Source organism: Dermacoccus sp. MPR-E5 (assembly GCF_058809565.1).
This window is the reverse complement of the sequence record NZ_JBXASS010000008.1, coordinates 130,958-157,909: the sequence shown is the minus strand read 5'-3', so window position 1 is coordinate 157,909 and position 26,952 is coordinate 130,958. Positions and strand designations below refer to the sequence as shown.

The following is a 26,952-nucleotide window of genomic DNA, read 5'->3' as shown; positions in this document are numbered from 1 at the left end:
TCGACAGCGACGACGGCGTGCGAGGTCGCGAGCTGCTTCGTGATGGCGTGCAGTGTGCTCGCGCGGTGCTGGGCGACGGCGGCGTGCTCTCGCGCGAGACGAGCTCGAGCCTTGATGCGGCCCGTCGTGGGCGTGCCGTGCTGGCCACGCGCCGCGAACGAGTCACCGGGCGCGACGGCGGCGAACAGCGCCGCAGCCGCGAGGATGCCGCCGGACGCCCACGCCATCGGAATCGGGCCGACCCTGTCGACGAGGCGACCCGTCAGCAGCGACGGCAGATACATCGCGCCGACGTGCAGGCTGATGACGAGCCCGACGTGCGCGAGGTCGTGATGGTGCGCCTTCAGGTGGATCGAGCCCGCCGACGAGCACGCAAGCCTGCCGCGTGGCCCGCGACGCGCAGCGTCGGCCCAGCCCTGCACTGACCAGCGGGCGCCCCGACGCGTCACGTCTCACCCCGGAGTGCCGAGACGAGCGCGGGCAGCGCGGCGGCGGCGGGCGCACGCCAGACGAGCGTCGCGTCGTCGCTCAGTTCGGTCTCGGCGGGGTTGATCTCGACGGCGGGCACGCCCCGCGTCAGCGCCCGGTACGGCAGCCCGGCCGCGGGCTGCACGACCCCGGACGTGCCGACGCTGAGGACGAGATCGGCGCGCTCGAGCGCGGCCTCGGCGTGCGCGAACGGCTCCTGCGGCAGTTCTTCGCCGAACCACACCACGCCGGGGCGCACCGCTGCGCCACACACCGGGCAACGCGGCGGGGCCAACCGCTCGACGGGGTCGGACGGCAGCGCGAGTGCCGGGGCGTCGGTTTCGTCGAAGGGGGTGTCGCACTCAGAGCAGCGCAACGCGAAGATGCTGCCGTGCAGGTGCGCGAGGACGCTGCTGCCCGCGCGTTCGTGGAGGTCGTCGATGTTCTGCGTGACGATCCACAGGTTCGCCCGCTCGGCGTCGGCCCAGTCGGCGAGTGCGCGATGGCCGACGTTGGGCTGGACATCGCGAATGAGCTTGGCCCGCCAGCGATACCAGGCCCAGACGAAGTCGGGGTCGCGCTCCCACGCGTCGATCGTCGCGAGCTCCTCCGGGTCATGGCGCTCCCACAGGCCCGTCTGCGCGTCGCGGAACGTGGGGATGCCGCTCTCGACGCTCATCCCCGCGCCCGTGAGGACGACGACGTCACGCGCATCGCGCGCCAGGTCGAGGACTGCGTCGAGGGGTTCCGAAGCTGGCGTGGGCATGCCTCAGCGTAGGCGCCACCCCAGCTGCGAGGTCGCCCGCGCCGCCGAGACGCCCGACCGAACGTGCCCCAGATCAGACGATCGCCTAGGTTAGGTAGACCTCATTCATCGCGACGACGCGGAGGCTCTCATGCCACTCAGGACGATCGAACGCGGGCTGCATGCGGCGTACTCGGCGGCCGCCTCGCTCACCATGGCCCTGCCACCGGAGCGCGAGACCTGGCCGACGACACCCGCCGAGGTGCGCGCCGTCGAAGCGCTGTGCCCGGCCTTCACCCGCGTCACCCTGCACGCCGAGATGTTCCGCACGCTCGAACTCACCGGTCCCGACGAGTACTTCGGCCTCTTCATGCCGCCGGCCGGCGCACCCGTCGTCACCCCGCCTGATGACGAACGCGACCCCCGCAGCGCCGTCGCCGCCATGGACGATGCCGTGCGCCCGCAGCTGCGCTGGTACACGATCCGGATGCTGCGCCCCGAGCACGCCGAGATCGACGTCGACATCGTGGACGTCGGCCACGACGGGCCCGGCGCGCGCTGGCTGCGCGACGTCAGGGTCGGTGACGAGGTCGGGGTGCGCGTCCAGTCTGCGCTCTACAGCGCCGCGCCCGCGGGCGGGCATCACGTGCTCGTCGCCGACGAGACGGGCCTGCCGGGCATGCTCGCCATCGTCGACGCAGCCCGCGAACGGGCGACTGGAAAAGGTGAAGACTCGCAGAACACGCAACCCCGCCTCACCTGCGTCGTCGAGGTCCCTGATGCGACATACCTGCACCCGGAGGTCGCCGACGCCGGCATCACCGTCGTGCAGCGCGGCACGGATGCGTCCGGTTCGGCCGCCGTCGCGGCACTCGCAGACCTCGACGTCGACGACGCCGACTACGCGTGGGTGTGTGCGGAGGGCGGCGCGGTGGCCGCGATCAAGCGTCACCTGACGAAAGAGCGCGGCCTGTCACGGCGCGCCATCACGGCGAGTGGCTTCTGGTCGGTGGGCCGTCCGCGCCCGTGAGGCCTCGCCCATGCGGCCGGCGCTGGGCATCTCATCATGTGGGGCGACATAGCCATGCACACCGAGCGCGACGACCATGATGTGAGCAACACCTCACACATTCGGATGCAGACCCCATGCGCGACACTCGTCGCACTGCTTCAGCCCTCGTCCTCATCGGCGGGCTCACCCTGGCGGCCTGCGGAACGGACGCGGCGGATTCGTCGCCCAGCAGTGCGTCCCCCAGGGCTGCGGCTGCGTCGTCGCTGCCCGTCACGCCGGCGATCAGCGCGTCGAGCACGAACAAGCAGTCGGCGTTCACCGTCACGCAGTTCGACAGCACCAGCGATTCGGGCTGGACGGCCACGTTCCAGGTGCTCAGCTCGCCGGCCGGCAACATCCTCGTCGACCCCGGCATACGAGACACGGAGGTCGCCGACTACGTGAAGTCGATCGGCGGCGTCGACGCGATCGTGATCACCCACGGGCACTGCGACAAGCTGCGCGGCCTCGCCGCGGCGATGAAGACGAACCCGAAGGTCGTCGCGTGCATCCACCAACTCGACCAGCCCTACCTGCACGATCCGAAGCGCAACTGCTCCGTCGAGGAAGGCACCTCGCGCACGACCGACGCGAAGACCTCCACCTTCGAGGAGTCCACGACGACGATCGCCGGCCACCGCGTCCCGCTCATCCACCTGCCGGCCACACCGAGGGCAGCACGATCTTCTGGTTCCCGGACGACAGCACGATGATCGGCGGCGACACGGTCATGAGCACGAAAATCGGCAGCGCCTCGCACCCGGGCGGCAACGAGGCCTCGCGCACCGCGTCGATCGCGAAGTTCAAGAAGCTGACGTTCCCCTCGGATGCGCGCAGATACAACAGCCACGACGCCTCGACGACGTACGCCGAACTCATGAAGTCGAACTGCGACCTCGCCTGAGCCCCTCCTCCGACACCGTAGGTCTGTCACCGCCGGGCCTCGCCCTATTGAGCGATGCTCAACAAGAGTGATAGACAGGGTGAGGCGCGTCATGGCGCCACGTCCCCGAGCAAGGAGCCACGGTGCAACGGACACTACGAGACGAGGACAAGGCCCTGCAGCGCGAGCTGCGCGCCTTTGCCGAGAGCTTCCCCGACCACATCAAGACCGGATACATCGCTGACGGCGAGGTCGTGCCCGAGTTGCTGCGCGAAGGTCAGCGCATCCTCGACGACGCCGACCTGGCCGCACCCCACTGGCCGACCGAATGGGGTGGGCGCGGCTGGGACGAACTGCAGCTGCACATCTACCGTTCCGAACTGCAGCGTGCCGGCGTGCCGATGCCGCTCGCGTTCAACACGAGCATGGTCGGCCCCGTCATCGCCGCGTTCGGCTCGCAGGAGCTCAAGGAGCGTTTCCTGCCGAAGACGAAGAGCTGCGAGATCTGGTGGTCGCAGGGCTTCTCCGAGCCGGACGCCGGCTCCGACCTCGCGTCCCTGCGCACGACGGCGGTGCGCGAGGGCGACGAGTACGTCGTCAACGGACAGAAGACGTGGACGACGCTCGGGCAGTTCGGTGACTGGATCTTCACCCTCGTGCGCACCGACCCGAGCGCCGACAAGCCGCAGAAGGGCATCTCCTTTCTCCTCATCGACATGTCCTCCCCCGGCCTCACGGTGCGCCCGATCAAGCTGATCGACGGCCGTCACGAGGTCAACGAGGTGTTCTTCGACGACGTCCGCGTGCCCGCCGACCAGCTCGTCGGCGAGGAGAACCGCGGCTGGGACTACGCGAAGTTCCTACTCGGCAACGAGCGCACGAGCGCCGCGCCCGTCGGCTCGATCAAGGCCGCGCTCGCCGCGGCGAAGGAGCACGCGAAGGCCACACGCAGCCCTCACGGCACCGCGCTCGACGAGCCCCTGCTCGCCGCGCGCTTCGCCCAGCTCGAGGCCGAGGTCATGGCGCTCGAACTGACGGTGCTGCGCGTCGCGGGTGACTCGCGTGACGGGCGCCCCGACCCGGCGTCGTCGATCCTCAAGCTGCGCGGCAGCCAGCTGCAGCAGGACGTCTACGAACTCATGGTCGACGTGGCCGGCGTCGACGCCCTCACCTGGTACACGGGCGAGTGGGGCAGCGAGACGCTGCCGCGGTATCTCAACTACCGCAAGGCGTCGATCTACAGCGGTTCCAACGAGGTTCAGCGCAACATCATCTCCGGCGGCATCCTTGGACTGAAGGGCTGAATCATGGACTTCACACCCACCGAAGAACAGCGCGCGTTGCAGAGCGCGGTGCGCGACCTTGCCTCGAGCCTCACGCCGAAGGACACCGGATCCGGCGCCCCCGCCGGCCCGCAGCCGTTCGACGCGGACGCCTGGGGCAAGCTCGCCGAGATGGGCTTGCTCGGGCTCGCCTTCGCCGAGGACAAGGGCGGTTTCGGCGCGTCGGCCATCGAGGTGACGCTCGCCGCCGTCGAGCTCGGCGCGGCTCGCGTCACGCTCCCCTACGCCGATGCGATGGCGGCTGCGGCGGCCCTCGACGCGGCGAACTCGCCGCTGCTCGCCGACGTCATCAGCGGCGAGAAGCTCGTGCTCACCGCGTTCGGCGAGTCGGGTGCGACGTGGTCACCGGCCGCGAGCGCCCGCACCGCGTCGGGTAGCGAGCTGGCGGGTGAGGCTCGCGGCAACACCGACCTGTCGTCGGCTGACGCCATCGTCACGACCGCCGGCACGGGCGACGACGTCGGGGTCTACCTCGTCGAATCCCCCACCGTCGACGGCCCGAAGGTGACGCTCGACGGCGCTCCCGCGACGCGGCTCGGCGGCCGCGAGGTGCTCGACGCCGCGCTCACACTGGGCAACGTCGCACAGTGCGGCGAGGCGCTCGGAGCGATGGGAGCCGCGCTCGCGCTGACGGTCGAGTACCTCAAGACGCGCAAGCAGTTCGGCGTGCCGATCATGCGGTTCCAGACCCTCACGCAACGCGCCGCCGACATGTACGTCGGCGTCGAGCTGACGCGCAGCGCCGTGCTCTACGCCGCGATGGCGCTCGCCGACCCCGGTGAGGGCGACGACGCGCTCGACCTCGACGCCATCGTGTCGCGGACGAAGTACCTCGTCGGCACCTACGGCCGGCTCGTCGGCCAGGAGGCGATCCAGTTGCACGGCGGCATCGGCATGACGGCCGAGTACGCCGTCGGCCACTACACCTCGCGCCTCGCGACGATCGAGCGAACCTTCGGCGACACCCGTCAGCACCTCGCGGCCCTGGCGGCCGGCGTCGGCGATCACACGTCGGTCGACGTCGTCTGAGACTGCTCGCACGACGGCGGCCGACGACGAATGACGAACGGCGGGACGAGCATCCAAACTCGTCCCGCCGTTCGTGTGTCATGCGCTCGTCGCCGACAAATCCGGCCCGCCGCGCAGCGTCAGCCGATCGTCATCACGACGCGTTCGACGACTCGTCGCTCGCGGCATCGCGGTCGAGTCGCGCGAACCGGTCGAACACGGCCGCACCGATGGGCAGCGCGCGCTCGTCGAGCATGAACGCAGGGTGGTGCAGGTCGGTCTCGTCGCTGTCGCCGTCCCAGACGCCGAGGCGCAGGTAGATGCCGGGGATCTCTTCGGTGTACCAGCCGAAGTCCTCGCCACCGGACGACTGGTCGGCCTCGCCGACGCCGTCCTCGCCGAGGACGTCGGTGACCGCCTGGGCTGCGAGCTGCGCGCACGCCTCGTCGTTGACGACCGGCGGCACACCTTGCACGTAGTTGACCTCGGCCTTCACGCCGTACAGCTCGGCGATGCCCGAGATCGCGGGCGGCACGACGTCGGGCAGCTGCGCCCACGTGTCGCGGCTCGCGGAGCGGACGGTGCCGACGAGCGTCCCCTTCGACGGGATGACGTTCGCGGCGCTGCCGCCGGCCTCGATCGAGCCCCACGTCATGACGGTGCCCGAGCGCGGGTCGATGCGGCGGTCGATGACCTGGGCCGCGCCCGTCGCGATGCTCGCGAGCGCGTAGATGAGGTCGCCGGTCTCGTGCGGACGCGCGGTGTGCCCGCCGTCGGAGGTCAGCGTCACCTCGATCTTCGCGTTCGAGGAGGTGATGGCGCCCGCGTGCACACCGACGTCACCGACGACGCGGTGCGGGTCGCAGTGAAGCGCGATGATGCGGTCGACGCCCTCGATCGCGCCGTCCTCGACGCAGTCGACGGCGCCGCCGGGCATCTGCTCCTCGGCGGGCTGGAAGATGAGGCGGACGGGGCGCGGCGGCGGGTTCTTCGCGAGCAGCGTCGCGGCGCCGAGCAGCATCGCCGTGTGCGCGTCGTGGCCGCAGGAGTGGCTGACGCCCTCGTTCGTCGAGGCGAACTCGAGGTCGGTCTCCTCATCCATCGGCAGCGCGTCGATGTCGGCGCGCAACGCGACGAGGTCGTCGGCCGTCGCGTCGTCGGCGGCGGGCACGTCACAGATCAAGCCGGTGCCGAAGGAGAAGCGTCGCACCTCGAACCCGAGACCTTCGAGCTGTTCGGCGACGTAGTCCGTCGTCGCCTTCTCCTCATAGCTGAGCTCGGGATTGGTGTGCAGGTGGCGGCGCCACTCGACGAGCTTGTCCCGCAGGTCGTCGTCGATGCCGTCGTACGCCATGGCGGCCTCGTGTGCCGCGTCGACGTCGGGCTCGGAGTTCGTCCCACCCGTGTTCGCGTCGTTCTTGTCGGAGTCACTCACCGAAGATCCTTTCGCAGAAAGCCAAGACCCGCTGTTCCATGTCCCAGCGGTTGTTGAGACGTTCGAACTCGTGCCCCTCGTCGGGGAACAACAGCATCTCCGTCGGCACGCCCCGCGACGCGAGCACGCCCAGCGCCTGGTAAGCCTCGGAGACGGGGACGTTCGAGTCGAGCTGGCCGTGGATGAACATCACGGGCACGTCGACGCGGGAGAACTGACGCAGCGGGGAGGCTTGCGCGAGCAGGTGCCGGTCGAGCTTGGGGTCGCCGTACTTGGGCATCGCCGCGGAGGCGATCCACGGGTCGGTGTCACGGTAGAACGTCTCGAGATCCGACATGCCGCACGCCGCGATGCCGCCGGCCCAACGCCCGGCGTGCCGGGTGAGCGACGCGTGCACGAGGTATCCGCCGTACGAGCGGCCCATGATGACGGCCTGGCCGTCGCGGGTGATCCCTGCGTCGATGAGGTGGTCGAGCGTGTCCTCGGCGTCGTCGATCGCCGCGAACCGGCCGTAACGGTCGTCGGCCTGCGAGAAGCGCCGCCCGCGTCCTGCTGAGCCACGCACGTTCGGCAGGAACACCGAGTGCCCGGTCGCCGCGAGCTTGCGCAGCACGTTGTTGTAGTCGGGGCGCGCCTGTCCCTCGGGGCCGCCGTGGAAGTAGACGATCGTCGGGGCGGGCTCGCTCGGCGCAGGCCCGACGGCCCGGTAGAGCCACCCGGACAAGCGCATGCCGTCGCGCGCCTCGTAGTGGAGCAGCTCGGGGATGATGTCCGCTTCGCCCCACGCGGACAACACCGGCCGGCCACGTTCGTCCGTCGGGCGCGCGGGTGACATCGTGTCGAGGCCGTCCTGGTCGGCCAGTGCGTCAGCGCCGCTCGCGCCGACGTCGTCACCGGTCGCTGCGTGCCCGGCCGTCTCGTCGTCCGAGCCGCTCTCACGGGGACGGTTCTCGGCCACGCTCTCACCGACGGCGTCGCTCACCGCGTCGTCGACCGCCGTTGCGACAGCGCGGAACTCGTCGCCGACCCAGCGTCGGGCGGCCACGTCGTAGACGACGACGGTGGGCGGAAACTCGGGTCCGGCGACGGTGAGGGCGAGCAGCGACCCGTCCGCCGTCAGCGACGGCGTCGTCGCGATGAGCGACGGCAGCTCGGGCAGGTCGACGACGCGGGCGCGCCCACCCGTCAGGTCCACGATCTGCAGGTCGCACCACCCCTCGTCGTTCCACAGGACGGCCGCCACGGAACCGTCGAGGGAGACGGCGAACTCCTCGACGTCGGCGTCCTCACGTTCGAGGAGCACCTCGACGTCGTGGGCGTGCTCGGTGGGGGTGAGCCGCAGCAGTCGGAAGCGTTCGGCGCTGTGGTCGCTGCGCACGATGAAGCTGGGGCGATCCCCCTCGAACGTGACGAATCCGCGGTCGGTCGTCGAGCCGTTGTCGACCGGCATGATGGGGCGCCAGGTGCCGCCGCCGTCGACGGCCAGGAGCTCACGGTTGCCGCGCGAACCCACGCGGAACAACGAGACGTTGCCACGCGAGTGCGTCAGGGCGCCGCCGGTGCGCCGGTCGACGACGCGGGTCTCCCCCGTCACCGGATTGAACAGGCGGCCCTCGACGGTGCCCTCGCGGTCGAAGACGGAGACGGCGACGAAGTCGTCGTCCCAGCTGACGAGCTCGACCGTCTCGTACGCGGCGAGGTCGACGGTGTACGAGTTCGCGTCGTCCGGGTCGGAGGTGACGAACCAGATCTGCTCGCGGTCACCACCGTCGGGTGCTACCTCGCAGGCGAGCCAGTGCCCGTCGGGTGAGTACAGGACGCGCCGCACACCGCCTTCGACGGGAAGACGCACCTCGCGCTCCTCGCCGACGATCGGAACCCCGTCGTCGTCGAGCGGCATCTGCAGGGCGAAGGGAAAACGATCCTGTTCGACGACGACGCACGCGAGCAGCCGCCCGTCGGGCGAGAGCGCAGGGTCCTTGACGTAGCGGTCCAGCGTGCGCGGGCGTGGGGGGGCGCGGTGCTCGGCGGGCGGCGCGTAGGAGGTCAGGACGTGGGCATGCTCGGGTTCGGGCGGGCTGACGTCGTTCACGTCAGCCGATCCTAGGCGCCCGGGGGGCCAGACCTCCAGAGCGAGCGCGCCTGGTTCGTCTCCGGATGCCGGAGAACCGACCTCGCGGGTCATGATCGAGGTGGTGCCGCGGAGTCGTCGGGGCCAGGAACATCACCTGACGCAACCGTGGCGGCGTCACCGCGATCGGCGCCCACCGCGGTCTCTGACGGGGTCTGCGAGGAGGCTGCAGCCGGCGCTGTCGGTGCAGGTGAGCGCAGGATCCACGTGTCCTTGCCGCCACCGCCGCGGGAGGTGTTGACGATGAGCGAACCAGCCGGGGCCGTTCGGGTGAGGGCGGTGGGGACGGTGTGGGCGCTCAGCTTGCGCGCATCGAGGACGCTGGGTTCCCCCGACTCGCCGGGCGCACTCCCGGGCTGCTCGGTGGCGCGAACGTGCACGAACGCCCGCAGGTCGACGTGCCGCGGGTGGATGCAGGTGCGTCCGCTCTCGTCGGCGGCGTAGGTGGGCAGCGTCGACAGGCGCACGATGTCCTGCGCGATGAAGTGGTCGGGATGCGCCCGCAGCTGCTCGGCGCGTTCGTCGAGCTCGGCTGGGGAGCACTCCGGCCCGATGGTGATGCCGGCGCCGCCGTAGCCGTCGACGGGTTTCACGACGCGTTCGTCGAGCCGTGCGATGACCTCCTCGACCTTGCCGGGTTTGTGGCACAGATCGGTGGGGACCTGCTCGAGCAGGGGCTCCTCGTCGAGGTAGAACCGGATCATGTCGGGCACGAGCGCGTAGACGGCCTTGTCGTCGCCGACGCCGTTGCCGAATGTGTTGACGAACGCGAGACGGTGGTGGGCAAGGGCGTCCTCGAGTCCGGGGCCGAGTGGCTGACCGTCGCAGCCGAGGGCTGCGAACAGTTGATCCTTCTCGATGCGCGCGTAGACGACGTCGAGTGGGCGCAGCGTCGTCGCGTCCTGCAGGTGCAGGCGCCCGTCGACGACGCAGAGGTCCGCGGGCGTGCAGACGGGCATGCCGACGAACTCGGCGATGCGGCGGTGCTCGAACCAGGCGGAGTCGCTCTCGCCCGTCGAGACGAGCGCAAGCCCTGGGTCGTCGGGGTTCGCGGCGTGCGCAGGTGCCGCGGCCTGCAGCGTCTCGCGCAGCATCGCGAATCCGTCGCGGGGGTTGAGCAGGTCGTACTCGCTGATCACGTCGGCGAACGTGTCGTTCGCCATCGCGCGAAGGAAGTGCGAGAACACCACGCCGGAGGGAACGCGAAGGTTGTCCTCGAGGACGAGCCATCGTCCGTCGGCGCACACGAGATCCATGCCGCAGATGTGGGCTCGCACGGACCCGGAGGGTTGGAGGCGGCCTTCGTCGACGTAGCCCGGTGAGCGTTCGATGTCGTCGGCGTCGACGACCCCAGCCTCGATGATGCGTCGCGCCCCGTAGATGTCGTCGAGGAACGCGTTGAGGGCGCGGGCGCGTTGTTCGAGGCCCGCGCTCAGGTCGGCCCACGTGTCGGCGTCGATGATGCGGGGGATGAAGTCCGTCGGGAAGATCCGGGGTTCGTCCTCACCGCTGACGCGGAAGGTGATGCCCTCCGCCTTCTCCATGGCCTCTGCTCGTTCTTGCCGGGCCGCCCGCTCGTCATCACTGAGCGCCGCGATCGCTGCCAGGGCTGCGACGTAGGCGAGGCGGGGCGCGCCGTCCGCGTCGACGGCTTCGTCCCAGGCCTTCGCGACCGACGTGAGGCCGGCTTCGGTGGCTTCGAGCGTCTGTGTTTCGGCGTTCGCGCCCGGGTGCACGTCGGTGGGGCCGTTGTCGTGCAGCCCGAGCAGGGCGCCCTCGTTAGACAGGCCTGACGACGGGTCGTTCTCAGAGGCGGGCATGCCTCGTTTATACGCCGCCGCCGGACCGCGCAGACCCCGAATCGGCTTTTCCACCACACCGATTCGGGGCGTTCGATGCTCGGACGACGATCAGACGACGCCGAGCGCGAGCATCGCGTCGGCCACCTTGACGAAGCCCGCGATGTTGGCGCCGCGCACGTAGTCGCCCGGCACGTCGTAGGCGTCGGCCGTCTCCTCGCAGGTGCGGAAGACGCCGTTCATGATGGCGCGCAGGCGTTCTTCGGTGTGGTCGAACGACCACGAGTCGCGGGAGGCGTTCTGCTGCATCTCGAGGGCGCTCACCGCGACGCCGCCGGCGTTCGACGCCTTGCCGGGCGCGAACAGGACGCCGGCCTCCTGCAGCAGGGCGGTCGCTGCGGGCGTCGTCGGCATGTTGGCGCCTTCGGCGACGGCGATGCAGCCGTTGGCCACGAGGGTGCGAGCTGCGTCGTCCGGGAGCTCGTTCTGGGTGGCGCAGGGCAGGGCCACGTCGCACGGCACGTCCCAGATGCTTCCTTCGGCGACGAATCGGGCGCCCTCGTGCTCGTCCGCGTATTCGCTGATGCGTCCGCGCCTGGATTCCTTGAGTTCGCGCATGGCGTCGATGTCGAGGCCCCGCTCGTCGACGACGTACCCGCCGGAGTCGCTCATCGCGACGACGGTGCCGCCCAGCTGGGTGACCTTCTGTGCGGCGTAGACGGCGACGTTGCCGGAGCCGGAGATGACGACCTTCGCGCCGTCGAAGGAACGGTTCTGCGTCGCGAGCATCCGTTCGGTGAGGAACACGAGGCCGTACCCGGTGGCTTCGGTTCGCGCCTGCGCGCCACCCCAGGTGAGGCCCTTGCCCGTGAGCACTCCGGCCTCGTAGCGGTTGGTGATGCGCTTGTACTGGCCGAAGAGGAAGCCGATCTCGCGGCCGCCGACGCCGATGTCGCCGGCGGGTACGTCCGTGTACTCACCGATGTGGCGGTACAGCTCCGTCATGAACGACTGGCAGAAACGCATGATCTCGGCGTCGGAGCGGCCCTTCGGGTCGAAGTCGGAGCCGCCCTTGCCGCCGCCGATGGGCATGCCGGTGAGCGCGTTCTTGAAGACCTGTTCGAAGCCGAGGAACTTGACGATGCCGAGGTAGACGCTGGGGTGGAAGCGCAGGCCACCCTTGTATGGCCCGAGCGCTGAGTTGAACTCGACGCGGAATCCTCGGTTCACCTGCACGCGGCCGTCGTCGTCGACCCATGGCACGCGGAAGATGATCTGACGCTCGGGCTCCGCCAGACGCTCGATGATGCTCGACTCGACGTAGTCGGGGCGACGCTTCAGCAGCGGGCCCAGGCTGGCGAGCACCTCGTCGACGGCCTGGTGAAATTCTGACTCGCCGGGGTTGCGGCGAAGGATCGTCTCGCGCACGGTTTCGAGTTGGGGTTCGAGCCGCTCAGGCATGTGTTCTCCTCATCGTGGTGTCCCGCCACCTTACGAGCGGATGCCTGCGACGGCCATGTGACGTTGGCCCGGTTCGTAATTCCACTCGAGTGTGGGCGAGTCATGACTCGCCGAGAAGCCTTGCCAGCTCCTGCGCCAACGGAGTGAGACGCGAATCGACGACCGCCCACACGATCTCGTGCTCGACCACCCCGTACTCACGGGCACGGATGTTTCGCATCCCATAGATGCGCTCTAGACGTCGGCAACATAGACAACCTCCGCCTGCGCGAGAGCTGAGTCGCGGAAGTACGGGTTGCGGATGGCGCGCTTCGCCACGAGGTCAACATCGCGTTCGAGGATCCTGCTCAGGTCGTCACGGAGGGCGCAGAAGTCCTCCAGCGGATCGGGGCGATCAGGGAGGAAATCGACCAGAGAGTCGACGTCGCTGTTGTGATGAGAAGTCCCCGCAGCAGCTGAGCCGAACAGGGACAACTCGGCCACGCCGGGACGTTCTGCGACGCGGCTGATCGCCTCGTGGTCCAGGCTCACGACGGAAGGCATGCCCTGCGTATCGCACCGCAGGCTGGATCGACCACAGCAACGGCGGACGCCCGCGACGGGTCGCCTGCGTCCACCACAGGGATCGAGTCAGTCCGTGTAGCCGATGCGCATGTCGACGTCGGCGATGTCGCCGAGTGTCAGCAGTTTGCACCTTCTGCCGGCGCCGCAGCTTGCGTGCGAACGCCTGCCGGATTTCGCGGTTCTTCCCACGCCTGCATTGGGGGCAAGAATAGCCCGTGTGGATTCTCTGCCTAACCATTCTCCCGCTCCGCCCACCATCGTCGAGCGCACTCCTCAGAGACTCGTCCTCGCCGATAGAAGTGAGGTGCGCAGCCAACTCACGACCGATATCGTGTGACACCGCACGATGAAACGGGGAATCGGACGTGTACATGCTCAGGCTGGCCCCGAGGCACGTCGGCGGCGGCGTATCTGTCGCTGCTCGCCGGTGAGGCGACGATGACGACGACCGTCGAGGCGTTCGAGAACGTCGAATCGGCGCACTTCAAGGCGAAGGACATTCTGGGCGCCTCGCGCTTCGCCCTGCTGCCGACGGACAACCCGCACGTCACGTCGGATCTGAAGAAGATCGCCGACGGCAGGGCGCTCAGCCCGGTGCTGCTCGTGCGTGGTGACGCGACGAGCGGACGCGACGCCATCATCGCCGACGGTTATCACCGGGTCTGCGCGAGTTATCACACGGACGAGAACACCGACGTGCCTGTGCGCATCGTCGACCTCGCGCACCGTTCCGCCTGAGGTCGCGACGGACGTGAACTTCGCGCAACTCGCTCTCATCTGTCTCGTCGCGGTGCTCGGGCCGCTGTTGTCGTTGCCGCGCGCGGTGAGGTTGCCGGTCGTCATCGGCGAGCTTGTCGTCGGGCTCGCGCTCGGGCAGACCGGCGCGCGGGTGCTCGACCCGCATGACGGCACGTTCGCGTTTCTCGCGGACGTCGGGTTCGCGCTCGTCATGTTCGTCGCCGGCACGCACGTGCCGGTGCGCGACAAGGCGCTGCGCACGGGTGCGTCGATCGGCGTGGCGCGGGCGGTCGCCGTCGGGGTGCTCGCCGCGCCCGCAGGATGGGCGATCGCGCACGTGTTCGGCACGGGGCACGCGGGGCTGTACGCGGTGCTGCTGGCGAGTTCTTCGGCGTCGATCGTCATGCCGGCGCTGCAGGGTATGCCGCTGACGGGGCCCTCGATCGTCGCGATGCTGCCGCAGTTGGCGCTCGCGGACGCGGCGTGCATCGTCGCGTTGCCGTTCGCGATCGATCCGGCGCACATGTCGCGGGCGGCGATCGGCGCTGTGGCGGTCGTGACGGTGTCGCTCGTCGTGTTCGTCGTGCTGCGGTTCGTCGAGCAGCGCGGGTATCGACGGCGGGTGCACGAGGTGTCGGAGAATCGCGGGCTCGCGCTCGAGCTGCGGGTGACGCTGACGATCCTGTTCGCAGTCGCGGCGCTCGCGCAGTGGCGGCACGTGTCGATCATGCTCGCGGGATTCTGCGTCGGGTTGGCCGTTGCGGGGGTCGGTGAGCCGAAGCGCGTCGCGAAGCAGGTGTTCGCGCTGACTGACGGGCTGTTCGCGCCGATCTTCTTCGTGTGGCTCGGGGCGTCGCTCAACCTGCGTGACCTCGCGGCGCATCCGGATGCCCTCGCGCTCGGTCTCGCCCTGGGGTTGAGCGCTCTTGTCGTGCACGGCGCGATGGCGATGACGAAGCAGCCGTGGCCGGTCGCCGTCACGACCGCGGCGCAGATGGGGGTGCCCGTGGCAGCCGCGACGACGGGGACGCATCTCGGGTTGCTGCGACCTGGCGAGGACACGGCGATGCTGCTCGGCGCGCTCGTGACGATCGTCGCGACGGCGGCCCTCAGCGGTCCGCTGGCGAAGGTGGCGCAGCAGGACGACCGCGTCGATCCGCCACCCACCCCTTAAACATTGAAGCGGAACTCGACCACGTTCCGTAGCCGAATAACCTCTCGACCCACCGCTCCACATCATCCCCGAGCGGCACCCAATGCCGTAGCTCGGTCCAGACCCCGTTTCCATTCTTCGACCTGACGTACTTCTCACGGGGACAGGGGGCGATCAGATGTCAGAATCTGATCGCGCTCGCTCTCCTGCAAGCGCCCGGCGCAACAACTCCACCATCTCCTCATGATGAGTGCGCACATCTGCGTCGTTCCAACTCCCGGTCTCCGCCCGCCGTGCCATCAGCTCGAGTTTCAGGCTCTGCCGGCGAGCATCGTGGTTGTTCGCCTTCTGCGCAGGGAGGTAGTTGCTGAACTTCGAGTTGGTGCTCACAGTGACCAGCGCCAAGTTCCCGAACCAGTCGAGAAGGTGCGGATCCTCCAGGCGGTATGCGAAGGAGGAGTGCTCGATGTCCTCGGTGCCCGGGGAGAAGTGCTCCACGGAGGTGCGGTAGCTGAAGGTGAAGTCCCATTGGTTCATCTCCTCCACCAGCAGGTAGTCCAGGTACGTGAACACGATGCGCGGGATGGCGAAGCCGAGCGCCATCCCATCCGGGCCGGTCTCCTCCTTGTCCGGGTCCGGGGTCACCGCCTCGCGCAGGCGCTCGTGGGCATGGGACTCGAGACAGTGGAGGAAGCCCTGAGCTGTGATCGGCTCATCGTGATCGGTGAGCTCGGTGACGTAGCGAAGTGCATCGGTCATCCAGTGCATCGTGCGCGGGGAGGTGTAGGTGATGCGCAGCGCCGACTGCAGCAGCAGGATCCGTCGGTGCAGGCTGCGCGGGCCGGCACCGGATTCGTCAGCGGCGAAGGTCGAGGGGTACCGGGGAGTGTCCTGCCCGTTGTTGCCGCGACGGGACGATCCTCGCGCGAGCCGGTACAACGACCAGCTGCCAGGTTCCTCGTCCGTGGTGGATTCGTGCCCGGTGGTCAGCGTCGCATCACGCTTGAGAATGAAATGATCGAACAGGTAGCGGATGCGCAGCAGGTCCGTGGTGAACTTGCGCACCCAGTCAATCCGCTCCGGCGGCGGTAGTGAATCGACGCGTGCAGAGAAGCGCTGCACTAGCAGTTTGTCGTCGAGCTGACGATCATCCTCCCGTGCGGAGCCCCTGCCTGCTCCCTCCACCGCGAGAACCTGCAGCAGCAGAGTCGGGAACGTGATCTGCGATGTGAATCGCTCGCCGCCGTCGGCATCTTCCGACTCGGTCCTGACCGTGGTCTGGGAGTAGGCAGCCACCGCATCGTCGAGGGTCAGCGCGGTGGATTCGGGTGTGTTCGAAGCGTCGTCGGCGGCGGGCGAGGCCGCTTCGGAGGTGGTGTCGATGAGTTGTGCACGCAAGCGGGAGAAATCTGCTGTCGGCATCTGGTCCCAGTCGGGGCCGAAGACTTCTGCGCGTTGGGAGGTGTTTCCGGCAGTGGCGCTCATCCCCACGTAGTGCTCCATGTCGGAGCATGCTGTCCAGACGCGGTTCAGCAGGGCGCGATCGAGGGGGTCAGACAGGTATCGGAGGAGTCGCGCCTTGACGATGTCCACGGGACTGAGCTGCGCACCGCGCGTATTCATGATCTCGAAGTACCGATTCAGATCGGTGCTCCGGTCGATCGGCATGCGGACGACGAGGACCCTGGTGAGCAGATAGTCGATCACCTGGGGAGTCTGTAAACGGTCACCGTCGGCCCCGCCGTCCAGTAGCTGTTCGATAATCATCGATGCGCGGAGGATGCCGGAGTCCTCTCGATCCTTCTCATCCTCCGCCGGCTCATCGATCGTATCGGCGACGCCGCGGAGAGCGCGGGTGGCCTTCTCCCGAGCCTCGTAGGTGAGCGGCCGAAGCGGACCGATGCGGTCCTTCAAACCCGGCCGGGAAGAGAGCTTGACCAGCAGGATATACAAGGTGGTCAGGCGCTGCTGTCCGTCGATCACGTCGAGCGGCTCATCGGCCCGTTGCGGAGGGGCGACCACGAGGTTGCCAAGGAAGTAGTCCTTGGCCTCCTCCTGCTCGGCCTCGTCGAAGACGTCGTGGATCAGGCGGTGTATCTGCTCCTCGCCCCAGGTGTAATTGCGCTGGTAGAGGGGAATCGAATAGCTGGGAGCGTCCGGGCTGAAGAGCTGCCCGACGGGGATGGCCTGGACGTCATCCTGAGCGATGGTCTGTGTCATCTCAGCGGGACTCCTTCAGCAGGGTGAGGAGCCGTGCATCCTCCGGGTTGTCAGTCCGCGCCGTGCGCGGGGCGCTCATGTTCTCCAGCTCGATCTCCCGCGGATCGAGACTGTCGCGGATGGCGGAGAACAGGTTCACCTTGTTCAGGCCGTCCATATTGGTGCTGATCCCTCGTGCGTAGTTGTCCGTGGTTCTCCAGCCCAGACGCTCGTACGCCAAGCGGAGGGAGTATGCCCAGCGGAAGAGGTGGCGTCGTACCTGCGGCATATCGGCCTCGGAGTACTTGTTCGTGTAGTACAGGACCGCGGCGACGTACAGCTCCCGGCAGTACCTGAATCGCGCCCCGTCGTGGAAGACCGTGCGATCCGCAGTCGTGAGACCGGCTGTGTTGGCGTCGGAGAAGAGTTCCTCGTCCAGCCGCTCATACTCCTCGAGCATGAACGCGGCGTAGTCGAAGAAGGACTTACCCGCAGCGACCGGAGCATCGAGCTGGTGCTGGGCCCGCTTGAGATCTCTGCGGGTCACCGAGTCGGCATCAGGATAGGACCACTCCTGCAGGCCGGGAAGCACCGCCTTGGCAGCGCGATGGTATTCGGCCCCCGGCAGGCGGCGAGTGGATCTGCCGACTCCCTTGAAGAGGTCGAGGTCATCGGTGGTATATGCATGCGCTGGCATGTTGCGGCTCCACCAGTGGATGCGGGCCAGGTAGGTGCCGAAGAGCCGGTCCAGCTCGTTCTCGTCGGCCTTCTCCCATTGCTCGACCACGGCGCGCTGCTCGGCAGTGCTGGCATCTGCCATTTCGCGCAGGTGGAAGGCCTTGAGCAGGTCGTGCGGGCGCAGTGATTTGCCTCGGAAGTTCTGCGAGTCGAAGAACTGGAATGCCTCATCCTCGTCATCGGTGACGATCTTCAGAACTTTGGCTTCGGCGTCGAGGAATTCCCGGTACCTGTCGAGGCGCCCCGGAGAACGTTCGAGGTCGGCGACCCGTCGCGAGAGTTCCTGATGGACGTGGTGGATCGGGGTGTCCCCTGATTGGAGATGGGGGATTCTCTGGCCGCGCAGAAGCGCCCGCAGCAGTTGGAGGGTCAGGATTCTCTGCTGTCCATCGACCACCTCGAAATGCGACTCCTGGGGACGCCTCAGGAGGATGACGGTGCCCATGATGTACGAATGCTCCGGCCTGCTATCGAGAGCCTCCGCGACATCCGTGAACAGCTGTGCCGCGATGCGTGGGGACCAGGAGTACGGGCGCTGGAAATCCGGTATGCGCAGGTCGGGACCTTGAGTGCCGAGCAGTTCGTCGACGGAGACGAACTGCAGCATCTCGGTGTTGATCGTCATGGTGTCGACGGTAATCGATAGGTAGGACGCTGTACCAGGGGTCGGGATCCGAAATTGCATCGTGCAGTCAGTGCTGGAGTGCATGCAGGAGCATGGTGTGCGGGCAACAACGACAAAACGGTCAAGATCGCAACTGCGATAACACTCCAGAGCTGGATCACTGAACCCCCTTAGGTTAGACCGGAACTCGACTACACATTGAACCTAAATTCCACCACGTCGCCGCACATACCAACCTCTGCGCGTGCACAGCTTCCTGGACCCCGTCATGCCGTCTCCCCACAGCCCAGTCGCGAAGAACGATCCCCATCTCGGGCTCACGCATGCTGTTAGGACCTCGCGCCCGTGCTCGTAAGCATCCAAGCGCACAGAGATTGAGACAACTCTCGGTAGTAGGTAGACTGACCTACCTACTACCGGAGGGCGACATGAATCAAGGATCAGCGCGAGAGCGGCTGCTCGATGCCGCAGCGAGACGCTTCTACGAGGACGGCGTGCACGCGACAGGGATCGACACGATCACTTCTGAGGCCGGGGTCGCGAAGAAGAGCCTCTACAACAACTTCTCGTCCAAGGCAGAGCTCGTCAGCGCTTATATCGATTCCCGCCACGAGGAGTGGCTCGGCCTCCACCAGGCACGTGCGGTGAAGGCGTCTACGGCAGCAGACCGAGTGCTGGCAGTGTTCGACGCCTACATCGACCACGCGAACGATGCCTACGGCAAGGGCTTCCGGGGATGCGGGCTGCTCAATGCGGCCGCCGAGTTCCCGGCCGGACACCCTGCTCGCTCGGCCGTGCGCGCGCACAAGGAGCAGGTGGAGCGGATTCTCGTCGAGAACCTGGAAGTCATGGCCACCGACGCCGAGGCGCTGGAGCTGGCCGAGCACTTCAGCTTCCTCCTCGAAGGAGCCGTCGCACGGGCAGGTCTCGAGGGCACCCCGGCGCGCCTGGAGCACGCCCGAGCCATCGCATCGCGGATGCTGGCCGCACTGTGAAGCGAGGCTCCCCCACCGGCATCTTCGCGGTGCTCGCCGCCGCCCTCCTGTGGGGTACCACGGGGACTGCGGCGACGTTCGCACCGACAGTCGGCCCGCTGGCCATGGGCGCGGCCGCGCTCGGCATCGGCGGGATCCTGCAGGCAGCCATCGCGGCCCCCTCGCTCCGCCGGGAACGACCCGCACTGTCTTCGCAACGTGGGACAGTGCTCGTCGGAGCCGCAGCCGTGCTGATCTACCCGCTGGCCTTCTACAGCTCGATGCATCTGGCTGGCGTCGCGGTCGGCACTGTTGTGTCCCTCGGCTCTGCCCCCATCGCCTCGGGCCTTCTGGAACGAGTGATCGAGCGACGCAGACTCAGCGGCTGGTGGATGCTCGCCGTAGCGCTCGGCATCGCGGGCAGCGCAGTACTGTGCGCTGCGAAGATGCACGACTCGCCGAGCGAGACGCTCCCCACGGTCGCCGGCGTCATCCTCGGCCTGGTTGCTGGCGCAACCTACGCCATGTACTCGTGGAGCGCTCACCGCCTCATGAACCGCGGCGTCGGGCGCGCGGCAGCGATGGGCGCTGTCTTCGGTCTGGGCGGCATTGCGCTGATGCCCGTACTCATGCTCACCGGCGCACCACTCATCGCTTCCGCCCAGCCCATGATGGTCGGGCTCTACATGGCAATGGTCCCGATGTTCCTGGGCTATCTGCTCTTCGGGTACGGCCTCACGCGCGTCACTCCAAGCGCCGCGACAACGCTCACCCTCGCTGAACCCGCAATCGCCGCCCTCCTGGCGGTGGTCATCGTCGGTGAGCGCCTCCCCGCCCTCGGCTGGGTTGGACTGGCGGGCATCTGCGCCTCGCTCCTGGTCCTCTCGCTCGCACCTGCGACACAGGCGCGTGCCGCCGAACCGTCGCGTTCTAGCGAGCTCCCGATAGGTCAGGAAGTCTGAATCAGTCGGCCTGAGATAGACGTCGGGCAAGACCTGGAGATCCGCCCAGGACCGGGATCAAATCACTTGGTGCGGCCCAAATAGCTCTGTGGAGAGGCTAAAGCGCAAATCTAAATTCCACCACGTCGCCGTCCTGCATGACGTAGTCCTTGCCTTCCATGCGGGCCTTGCCCTTCGCGCGAGCCTCGGCCACCGAACCACACTCGACGAGATCGTCGAATGAGATGATCTCAGCCTTGATGAAGCCCTTCTGGAAGTCGGTGTGGATGACGCCGGCGGCCATGGGCGCCGTCCAGCCCTTGCCGATCGTCCAGGCGCGCGTCTCCTTCGGCCCGGCCGTCAGATACGTCTGCAGCCCGAGCGTGTTGAAACCCTTGTGCGCGAGCTGCTCCAGGCCCGGCTCGGTGATACCGACCGACTCGAGCAGCTCCTTCGCGTCGTCCTCGTCGAGCTCGGCGACCTCGGACTCGAGCTGCGCATTGAGGAAGATCGCCTCCGCCGGCGCGACGAGCGCCTGCATCTCGGCCTGGAACGCCTCGTCCGTCAGCTGCGACTCGTCGACGTTGAACACATAGATGAACGGCTTCGCCGTCAGCAGCCCGAGCTCGCGGATCTCGCTCGTGTCGAAACCGACGGAGCTCAGCGTCTTGCCCTCCTCGAGCACCTTCTGCGCGGCCAGGGCAGCGTCATAGACCGACTTCTCGGTCTTCTTGCCCTTGACCTCCTTCTCCAGACGCGGCACAGCCTTCTCCAGCGTCTGCAGATCGGCGAGGATCAGCTCGGTGTTGATCGTCTCCAGATCCGAACTCGGCGACACCTTGCCGTCGACATGGTGCACGTCGTCATCGACGAACGCGCGCACGACCTGGCAGATCGCGTCCGCCTCACGAATGTTGGCGAGGAACTTGTTCCCCAGCCCCTCCCCCTCGGACGCACCCTTGACGATGCCCGCGATGTCGACGAACGACACCGTCGCCGGCAGGATCGCCGCCGAACCGAAGATCTCCGCGAGCTTCTTCAACCGCGGATCCGGCAACGGCACGACACCGACGTTCGGCTCGATCGTTGCGAAGGGATAGTTGGCAGCGAGCACGTTGTTCTTCGTCAGAGCGTTGAACATGGTCGACTTGCCGACGTTGGGGAGACCGACGATTCCGATGGTAAGAGCCACGAGAGAAGAGTCTACGTGCCACCGCCCGCGCCGGCTTCATCCGACGGACGCCTTCGACATCAGCGGCGCTGACACAATGACGCCATGCTCGTGCACCTGCGTCTCAACGTGCCGACGGACCTCACCGACGCCGTCCGCGACACCCTGAGCGACGACGCCCGCCTCACCAACCTCACCCACCTGCGCGGCGCGTCCCTCAAACCGGCCGGCGACGTCTTCGAAGCCGACGTCGCCCGCGAAGCCGCCACCGCCGTCCTCGACGACCTCAACGCCGTCGGCCTCGGCCACCGCGGCGGCATCGTCATCGGCCAACCCCTCGGCACCCCGTTCGACGCCGCGCACGACGTCGAAGAAGCCGCGCACGGCGACCCGGACGACGCCGTGATCTGGCACCTCGTCGAACGAGAGGCAGAGAAGGCGAGCTCACCGACGGCGACCTACCTCGTGTTCCTCTGCATCGCAACGGCCCTCGCGAGCATCGCCGTCATCACCGACTCGGCCGTCCTCGTCGTCGGCGCGATGGTCGTCGGGCCCGAGTTCGCCGTCATCGCCGCGATCTGCACCGGCATCGCCCTCGGACGTTGGCGCCTCGCCGCACGCAGCGCCGCCACCCTGCTGTGGACGTTCGCGTTCGCCATCGTCGTCATCATGCTCGCCGCACTGCTCGCGGCCTCGCTCGACGTCGTCTCGGCCGCCGACGTCACACGCCCCCGCCCTCAGACGGGCTTCATCTGGCGCCCCGACCTGTGGTCGTTCATCGTGGCGCTGCTCGCCGGCACGGCCGGGGTGCTCGCCCTGGCGACCGACAAGACGAGCGCCATGGTGGGCGTCTTCATCTCCGTCACGACGGTGCCCGCCGCCGGAAACCTCGCCCTCGGCCTCGCCATCTTCGACGCGGCCGAGATCACCGGATCCGCCGCGCAGCTCGGGATGAACCTGGCCGGAATGATCATCGCGGGCGTGCTGACGCTCGTCGTGCAACGCCTCGTCTGGCGCCACCTCAGCGACGCCATGCGCCACCGTTCCTCCGAACGGTGGCTACGCGCGCAACTCGGGCCGAGCCCGACCTCACCCGCCGCGGTCGCCACACGGGAGCACTGACCCCGCCACCGCACGGTGGTGACAGGCACCGACCTGGCACCTCCACCGCACACGCAGCGCACCGACAAACCGCGCCGTTCCGGGGTTGTCGGCGGCAGATGCTTGAGTTTCACCCGTGCAGACAACAGCCATCTTCGTGACGTTCGTCGCCGGCCTCGCCCTCGGAGCCCTCGCCATGTGGGTCGCCCTGCGACGCACGGCCGTGACCCCGACGGACGACGTCGCACAGCTCGCCGCGGCGCAGGCCGAGCGCGACGTGCTGCGTGAACGCATCGTCGACCTCGAGGCGACGGTGAGCGACGACGCGCAGACGGCCGCCCTTCTGGGGCCCCTGCGTGACGCCCTGAGCCGCGTCGAGCGCCAGGTCGCGACGCTGGAACGCGACCGTGTCGAGCAGTTCAGCTCTGTCGACGTCGCCCTGCGCCGCGTCACTGCCACGACGGACGAGCTGCGGCGCGAGACCTCATCGCTGGCCGGTTCGCTCAACGCCTCGAGCGTGCGCGGGCAGTGGGGCGAATCGCAGTTGCGGCGCATCCTCGAGCTGTCGGGCATGCTGCGTCGCTGCGACTTCGACGAGCAGTGGCGCGGGCGCAACGACACCGGTGACGACGTGCGCCCCGACGTCGTCGTCCATCTGCCGGGCGAGCGTTCGCTCGTCATCGATGCCAAGGCGCCGCTGAGTGCGTTCCTCGCGGCGCAGGAGGCGGACCTCGACGAACGCGCCCGCAGCGCCGCGTTGGGGCGCCACGCCAAGCAGCTGCGCTCGCACGTCGACACGCTCGCCTCGAAGCGTTACTGGACGGCACTGCCGCAGGCGCCCGCGTTCGTCATCTGCTTCGTGCCGGGCGACGCCATTCTCGCGTCCGCGCTCAATGCCGACCCCGGTTTGCTCGAGGAGGCGATGGAGCGTCACGTCGTGCTCGCCTCGCCGAGCACCCTCATCGCGACGATGCGCAGCGTCAGCGCGATGTGGCAGCAGGCGACGCTCGAGGAGAACGCGCGTGAGCTGCTGACGCTCGGCCGCGAGCTCTACGACCGCATCGGAGTGCTCGCCAAGCACACCCACGATCTCGGCGGCTCGTTGCGACGCAGCGTCGAGGCGTACAACCTGTTCGTCGGCTCGCTCGAGAGCCGCGTGCTCGTCACCGCGCGCCGGATGCACGACCTCGACGTCTCCGCCACCCCGCCGCGTGGCGTCGCGCCCCTCGACGTGACGCCGCGCCCACTCACCCACGAGGCGCTGCTCGAGCCCGTGCTCGCCGAACCCGCGCCGGGCAACCCCTCGGACGAGCGGGGCTGACGGTGCGCGGCCGGGCATGCTGGATGGGATGTCGAAGGCCCCCGCTCCGACACGGAGCGAGGGCCCGGCGCCCGCACGCGTCAGCGTGGCGGCATGTCTCAGTGAAGCGAGTCGGCGCCCTGAACGACCTGCTCGCCGCCGCGCATCGAGTCGGACATGCCGCGCGCCTTGAGGTCACGGCGCAGTTCGTTGGGCAGCGCGAACAGCAGGCTCTCCTCGGCGGCGACGATCGGCTTGACGTCCTCATAGCCGCGGGCGGCGAGGTAGTCGAGCACGCCCCGCACGAGGATCTCCGGCACCGATGCCCCCGAGGTCACACCGACGGTCGTGACCCCGTCGAGCCATGCCTCGTCGAGCTCATCGGCGTAGTCCACGAGGTGCCCGGCGCGCGAACCGTGCTCCAGCGCCACCTCGACGAGACGGACCGAGTTCGACGAGTTGCGCGAGCCGACGACGATCATGAGGTCGCACTCGGGCGCCATCTGCTTGACGGCGAGCTGACGGTTCTGCGTCGCATAGCAGATGTCGTCGCTCGGCGGATCCTGCAGGTGCGGAAACTTCTCGCGCAACCGGCGCACCGTCTCCATCGTCTCGTCGACGCTCAGCGTCGTCTGCGACAACCACACGACGCGCTCCGGGTCGCGCACCTCGACGTTGACGACATCGTCGGGCCCGTCGACGAGCGTGATGTGCTCGGGCGCCTCACCCGCAGTGCCGACGACCTCCTCGTGCCCCTCGTGCCCGATGAGCAGGATGTCGTAGTCCTGGCTCGCGAAGCGCGTGGCCTCGCGGTGCACCTTCGTGACGAGCGGGCATGTGGCGTCGATCGTCTTGAGGCTCAACGCCTTCGCCTCCTCGTGAACGACGGGAGCGACCCCGTGCGCAGAGAAGATGACGGTCGCGCCCTCAGGCACCTGGTCGGTCTCGTCGACGAAGATCGCGCCGCGTTTCTCGAGCGTCGTCACGACATGCTTGTTGTGGACGATCTCCTTGCGCACGTACACCGGCGGGCCGTAGAGGTCGAGAGCCTTCTCGACGGTGATGACGGCCCGATCCACGCCCGCGCAGTATCCGCGCGGCGCGGCCAGGAGAACTCGCTTCGTCTGGGTATCCACGCCCACCATCGTAACGACCACGGCCTCCGAGGCCGAGCGAGTGGGAGCGGCATCACGCGTCGTGGGGTCGCGAACGCGAGCGCCGCAGACTGTTCGCTCCCGCAGAGCGCACCTCACCGCCGCATTCGTCCTTCGCACCCGAGCGTGGCGCCTCGCCCCCGTAGAGTTGCCCCGTGACGAGCACACCCCCAGGCACGGGCACGCCGGCGGGCCTTCCGGCCCTCGCGGGCGACACGACCGCCGAGCAGCCGTGGCCGGTGCGCGTGCTCAGCATGAAGATCGCGCAGTACGTCGATCGCATGTCGCCGCTGTGGGTCGAGGGGCAGATCGTGCAACTCAACATCCGCGCCCGCACGGCGTATTTGACGCTGCGGGACGCCGACGTCGACATGTCCCTCTCCCTCACCGTTCCGACGAACACGCTCAACGCGATGGGCCCCGCGGTTCGTGAAGGGGCGCGCGTCGTCGTGCACGCCAAACCGACGTTCTGGACGAAGCGCGGCAGCCTCATGATGGAGGGCCGCACGATGCGGCCCGTCGGCGAGGGCGAACTGCTCCTGCGCCTCGAACAGCTCAAGCGCACGCTCGCCGCAGAGGGCCTGTTCGCCCCCGACCGCAAACGGCCGCTGCCGTTCCTGCCCCGCGTCATCGGGCTCATCACCGGGCGTGAGGGCGCAGCCGAGAACGACGTCGTCGAGAACGCGCGACGCCGCTGGCCGGCCGCCCACTTCGAGATCCGCCACGTTCCCGTCCAGGGCCCCGACTGCGTCACCGCCGTCAGCGGCGCCCTGCGCGAACTCGACGGTCTCGACCACGTCGACGTCATCGTCATCGCGCGCGGCGGCGGCTCCTTCGAGGACCTGCTCGGGTTCAGCAACGAGACGCTCGTGCGGGCCGTCAGCGCCGCGCGCACTCCCGTCGTCAGCGCCATCGGGCACGACGTCGACACGCCGCTGCTCGATCACGTCGCCGACCGACGCGCCTCGACCCCGACGGACGCCGCCAAGCTCGTCGTACCGGATCTGGCCGCCGAACAGGCCGCCCTCGCGCAACACCGCACGCGGCTCAGCCAAGGCCTGCGCGGCCGCTTCGCCGCCGAACGGCGCCACCTCAACTCCCTCGTCGGGCGGCCCGTGCTGCGCGAACCGGGCACCCTCGTCACCCAGCAACGCGACGAGGTCGACCGCCTCACGAACCGCAGCGCCTACGCGATGCGGCAACGTCTCACCCGCGCGCGCGACCAGATCGCTCACGGGCGCGCCCAGGTGATCGCCCTGTCCCCGCAGAAGACCCTCGATCGCGGGTACGCCGTCGTCCAGCACGCCGATGGCTCCCTCGTCATGGCTCGCGACGACGTCAGCGTCGACGACATCCTCAAGGTGACCGTGTCGCAGGGCAACTTCGCCGTCACGCCCTACAGCGGCAAACCGCGGACGCGCCGAGCGGGGACGCCTGCGACAACGAAGGCGCGCACGGCTGCATCGTCTAAGAAAGCGACGCAGGGAAGCGCGTCCGATGCCCCGAAGGCCAAGAAGAAGAATGCACCGGCGACGGCTGACGATGCGACGCCCACCACCCGATCCGAGACCACCGAGGACGACGCATGAGCGACACGCACGAGGCACCCGCGAACGAGGCGTCCGAGGACGTCATGAACCACGACTCGACCGATGCCGCCCAGGCCGGCACCCCTGGCACCGTGCCCGCGAGCGCGACCGATGCCACAAACGCCGACATCGCGAGCATGGGTTACGAACAGGCTCGCGACGAGCTCGCCCAGATCGTCACGACGCTCGAAGGTGGTCGCGCGCCGCTCGAGGAGAGCATGCGGCTGTGGGAGCGCGGCGAGGCCCTCGCCGATCACTGCACGCGGTGGCTCGACGGGGCACAGTCGCGCATCGAAGAAGCCGTCGCGCGCCGAGAGAACGGCAGCGAACGAGCCTGACGCGCCGCGCGCCGGGCACTACGCGCGCCCGGCCTGAGCGCGT

Annotated in this window: 24 protein-coding genes and 1 pseudogene; 13 read left to right on the top strand and 12 right to left on the bottom strand. The window is 68.4% G+C overall.

Annotated elements, in window-relative coordinates:
• Together AC1RS9_RS08310 and AC1RS9_RS08305 are read right to left on the bottom strand one after the other, a co-directional pair.
• Positions 1-449: pseudogene (locus AC1RS9_RS08310) on the bottom strand (hypothetical protein); the annotation flags it as partial.
• Complete coding sequence (locus tag AC1RS9_RS08305) at positions 446-1,234, bottom strand: NAD-dependent deacylase (RefSeq protein WP_115296499.1); 789 nt, start codon at positions 1,232-1,234, stop codon at positions 446-448. The gene AC1RS9_RS08305 and the pseudogene AC1RS9_RS08310, both read right to left, overlap by 4 nt.
• Positions 1,235-1,364: 130 nt before the next feature.
• Here AC1RS9_RS08305 and AC1RS9_RS08300 point away from each other — a divergent pair, with 130 nt between their 5' ends.
• The 5 genes from AC1RS9_RS08300 (at position 1,365) to AC1RS9_RS08280 (ending at position 5,519) form a co-directional block, all read left to right on the top strand.
• Positions 1,365-2,243 (top strand): siderophore-interacting protein, encoded by an 879-nt coding sequence (locus AC1RS9_RS08300; RefSeq protein ID WP_006946106.1) that lies wholly within the window; start codon positions 1,365-1,367, stop codon positions 2,241-2,243.
• 116 nt (positions 2,244-2,359) lie between these two features.
• On the top strand, positions 2,360-2,977 hold the full coding sequence (locus AC1RS9_RS08295; protein WP_074040648.1) for an MBL fold metallo-hydrolase: 618 nt from the start codon (positions 2,360-2,362) through the stop codon (positions 2,975-2,977).
• 17 nt (positions 2,978-2,994) lie between these two features.
• Complete coding sequence (locus AC1RS9_RS08290) at positions 2,995-3,168, top strand: hypothetical protein (RefSeq protein WP_171969865.1); 174 nt, start codon at positions 2,995-2,997, stop codon at positions 3,166-3,168.
• Positions 3,169-3,290: 122 nt separating this feature from the next.
• Complete coding sequence (locus AC1RS9_RS08285; protein ID WP_006946290.1) at positions 3,291-4,451, top strand: acyl-CoA dehydrogenase family protein; 1,161 nt, start codon at positions 3,291-3,293, stop codon at positions 4,449-4,451.
• A 3-nt stretch (positions 4,452-4,454) separates the two neighbouring features.
• On the top strand, positions 4,455-5,519 hold the full coding sequence (locus AC1RS9_RS08280) for an acyl-CoA dehydrogenase family protein (RefSeq protein ID WP_074040646.1): 1,065 nt from the start codon (positions 4,455-4,457) through the stop codon (positions 5,517-5,519).
• Positions 5,520-5,652: 133 nt separating this feature from the next.
• Here AC1RS9_RS08280 and AC1RS9_RS08275 read toward each other — a convergent pair whose 3' ends face one another.
• From AC1RS9_RS08275 to AC1RS9_RS08250, 6 genes are all read right to left on the bottom strand, one after another.
• Positions 5,653-6,933: an amidohydrolase gene (locus AC1RS9_RS08275; protein WP_492921108.1), complete on the bottom strand. Its 1,281-nt coding sequence runs from the start codon at positions 6,931-6,933 to the stop codon at positions 5,653-5,655.
• The gene (locus AC1RS9_RS08270; protein WP_492921106.1) at positions 6,926-9,025 is read right to left on the bottom strand and encodes a S9 family peptidase; all 2,100 of its coding nucleotides are present in this window, start codon (positions 9,023-9,025) and stop codon (positions 6,926-6,928) included. The genes AC1RS9_RS08275 and AC1RS9_RS08270 overlap by 8 nt, the downstream gene beginning before the upstream one ends.
• Before the next feature lie 89 nt (positions 9,026-9,114).
• Entirely contained in the window at positions 9,115-10,884 is a 1,770-nt protein-coding gene (locus AC1RS9_RS08265; protein ID WP_074040644.1) for a circularly permuted type 2 ATP-grasp protein, read from the bottom strand.
• A gap of 90 nt (positions 10,885-10,974) precedes the next feature.
• A complete protein-coding gene (gene gdhA / locus AC1RS9_RS08260; protein WP_074040643.1) occupies positions 10,975-12,324 on the bottom strand; it encodes an NADP-specific glutamate dehydrogenase in 1,350 nt (449 codons plus the stop codon).
• A 100-nt stretch (positions 12,325-12,424) separates the two neighbouring features.
• On the bottom strand, positions 12,425-12,544 hold the full coding sequence (locus AC1RS9_RS08255; protein WP_370447732.1) for a HepT-like ribonuclease domain-containing protein: 120 nt from the start codon (positions 12,542-12,544) through the stop codon (positions 12,425-12,427).
• A 14-nt stretch (positions 12,545-12,558) separates the two neighbouring features.
• Entirely contained in the window at positions 12,559-12,855 is a 297-nt protein-coding gene (locus tag AC1RS9_RS08250; RefSeq protein WP_492921103.1) for a nucleotidyltransferase family protein, read from the bottom strand.
• A gap of 471 nt (positions 12,856-13,326) precedes the next feature.
• On the opposite strand from AC1RS9_RS08250, the gene AC1RS9_RS08245 reads away from it, so the two are divergent.
• Both AC1RS9_RS08245 and AC1RS9_RS08240 read left to right on the top strand, forming a co-directional pair.
• The gene (locus AC1RS9_RS08245; protein ID WP_006946179.1) at positions 13,327-13,626 is read left to right on the top strand and encodes a hypothetical protein; all 300 of its coding nucleotides are present in this window, start codon (positions 13,327-13,329) and stop codon (positions 13,624-13,626) included.
• A gap of 13 nt (positions 13,627-13,639) precedes the next feature.
• Positions 13,640-14,800 (top strand): cation:proton antiporter, encoded by a 1,161-nt coding sequence (locus tag AC1RS9_RS08240; protein WP_074040640.1) that lies wholly within the window; start codon positions 13,640-13,642, stop codon positions 14,798-14,800.
• 153 nt (positions 14,801-14,953) lie between these two features.
• On the opposite strand, the gene AC1RS9_RS08235 is transcribed toward AC1RS9_RS08240, so the two are convergent.
• On the bottom strand, positions 14,954-16,999 hold the full coding sequence (locus AC1RS9_RS08235) for a GmrSD restriction endonuclease domain-containing protein (protein WP_006946302.1): 2,046 nt from the start codon (positions 16,997-16,999) through the stop codon (positions 14,954-14,956).
• A gap of 1 nt (position 17,000) precedes the next feature.
• A complete protein-coding gene (locus AC1RS9_RS08230) occupies positions 17,001-18,341 on the bottom strand; it encodes a DUF262 domain-containing protein (protein WP_492921101.1) in 1,341 nt (446 codons plus the stop codon).
• Positions 18,342-18,769: 428 nt separating this feature from the next.
• On the opposite strand from AC1RS9_RS08230, the gene AC1RS9_RS08225 reads away from it, so the two are divergent.
• Positions 18,770-19,336, top strand: a complete 567-nt coding sequence (locus AC1RS9_RS08225; protein WP_006946191.1) for a TetR/AcrR family transcriptional regulator — start codon at positions 18,770-18,772, stop codon at positions 19,334-19,336.
• The gene (locus tag AC1RS9_RS08220; RefSeq protein WP_473956504.1) at positions 19,333-20,277 is read left to right on the top strand and encodes a DMT family transporter; all 945 of its coding nucleotides are present in this window, start codon (positions 19,333-19,335) and stop codon (positions 20,275-20,277) included. Before AC1RS9_RS08225 ends, AC1RS9_RS08220 begins: the two co-directional genes overlap by 4 nt.
• Before the next feature lie 97 nt (positions 20,278-20,374).
• Here the strand turns inward: AC1RS9_RS08220 and ychF are convergent, their stop codons facing one another.
• A complete protein-coding gene (gene ychF / locus AC1RS9_RS08215; RefSeq protein WP_006946293.1) occupies positions 20,375-21,448 on the bottom strand; it encodes a redox-regulated ATPase YchF in 1,074 nt (357 codons plus the stop codon).
• An 84-nt stretch (positions 21,449-21,532) separates the two neighbouring features.
• On the opposite strand from ychF, the gene AC1RS9_RS08210 reads away from it, so the two are divergent.
• Both AC1RS9_RS08210 and AC1RS9_RS08205 read left to right on the top strand, forming a co-directional pair.
• Complete coding sequence (locus tag AC1RS9_RS08210) at positions 21,533-22,549, top strand: DUF389 domain-containing protein (protein WP_062258639.1); 1,017 nt, start codon at positions 21,533-21,535, stop codon at positions 22,547-22,549.
• Between the two features lie 115 nt (positions 22,550-22,664).
• Positions 22,665-23,849, top strand: coding sequence for a DNA recombination protein RmuC (locus AC1RS9_RS08205; RefSeq protein ID WP_038567159.1), 1,185 nt, complete (start codon positions 22,665-22,667; stop codon positions 23,847-23,849).
• A 98-nt stretch (positions 23,850-23,947) separates the two neighbouring features.
• On the opposite strand, the gene AC1RS9_RS08200 is transcribed toward AC1RS9_RS08205, so the two are convergent.
• Positions 23,948-24,973: a 4-hydroxy-3-methylbut-2-enyl diphosphate reductase gene (locus tag AC1RS9_RS08200; RefSeq protein WP_115296505.1), complete on the bottom strand. Its 1,026-nt coding sequence runs from the start codon at positions 24,971-24,973 to the stop codon at positions 23,948-23,950.
• A gap of 164 nt (positions 24,974-25,137) precedes the next feature.
• On the opposite strand from AC1RS9_RS08200, the gene xseA reads away from it, so the two are divergent.
• Together xseA and AC1RS9_RS08190 are read left to right on the top strand one after the other, a co-directional pair.
• A complete protein-coding gene (gene xseA, locus AC1RS9_RS08195) occupies positions 25,138-26,571 on the top strand; it encodes an exodeoxyribonuclease VII large subunit (RefSeq protein ID WP_131940645.1) in 1,434 nt (477 codons plus the stop codon).
• A complete protein-coding gene (locus AC1RS9_RS08190) occupies positions 26,568-26,909 on the top strand; it encodes an exodeoxyribonuclease VII small subunit (protein WP_131940643.1) in 342 nt (113 codons plus the stop codon). The genes xseA and AC1RS9_RS08190 overlap by 4 nt, the downstream gene beginning before the upstream one ends.
• Positions 26,910-26,952: the final 43 nt, after the last annotated feature.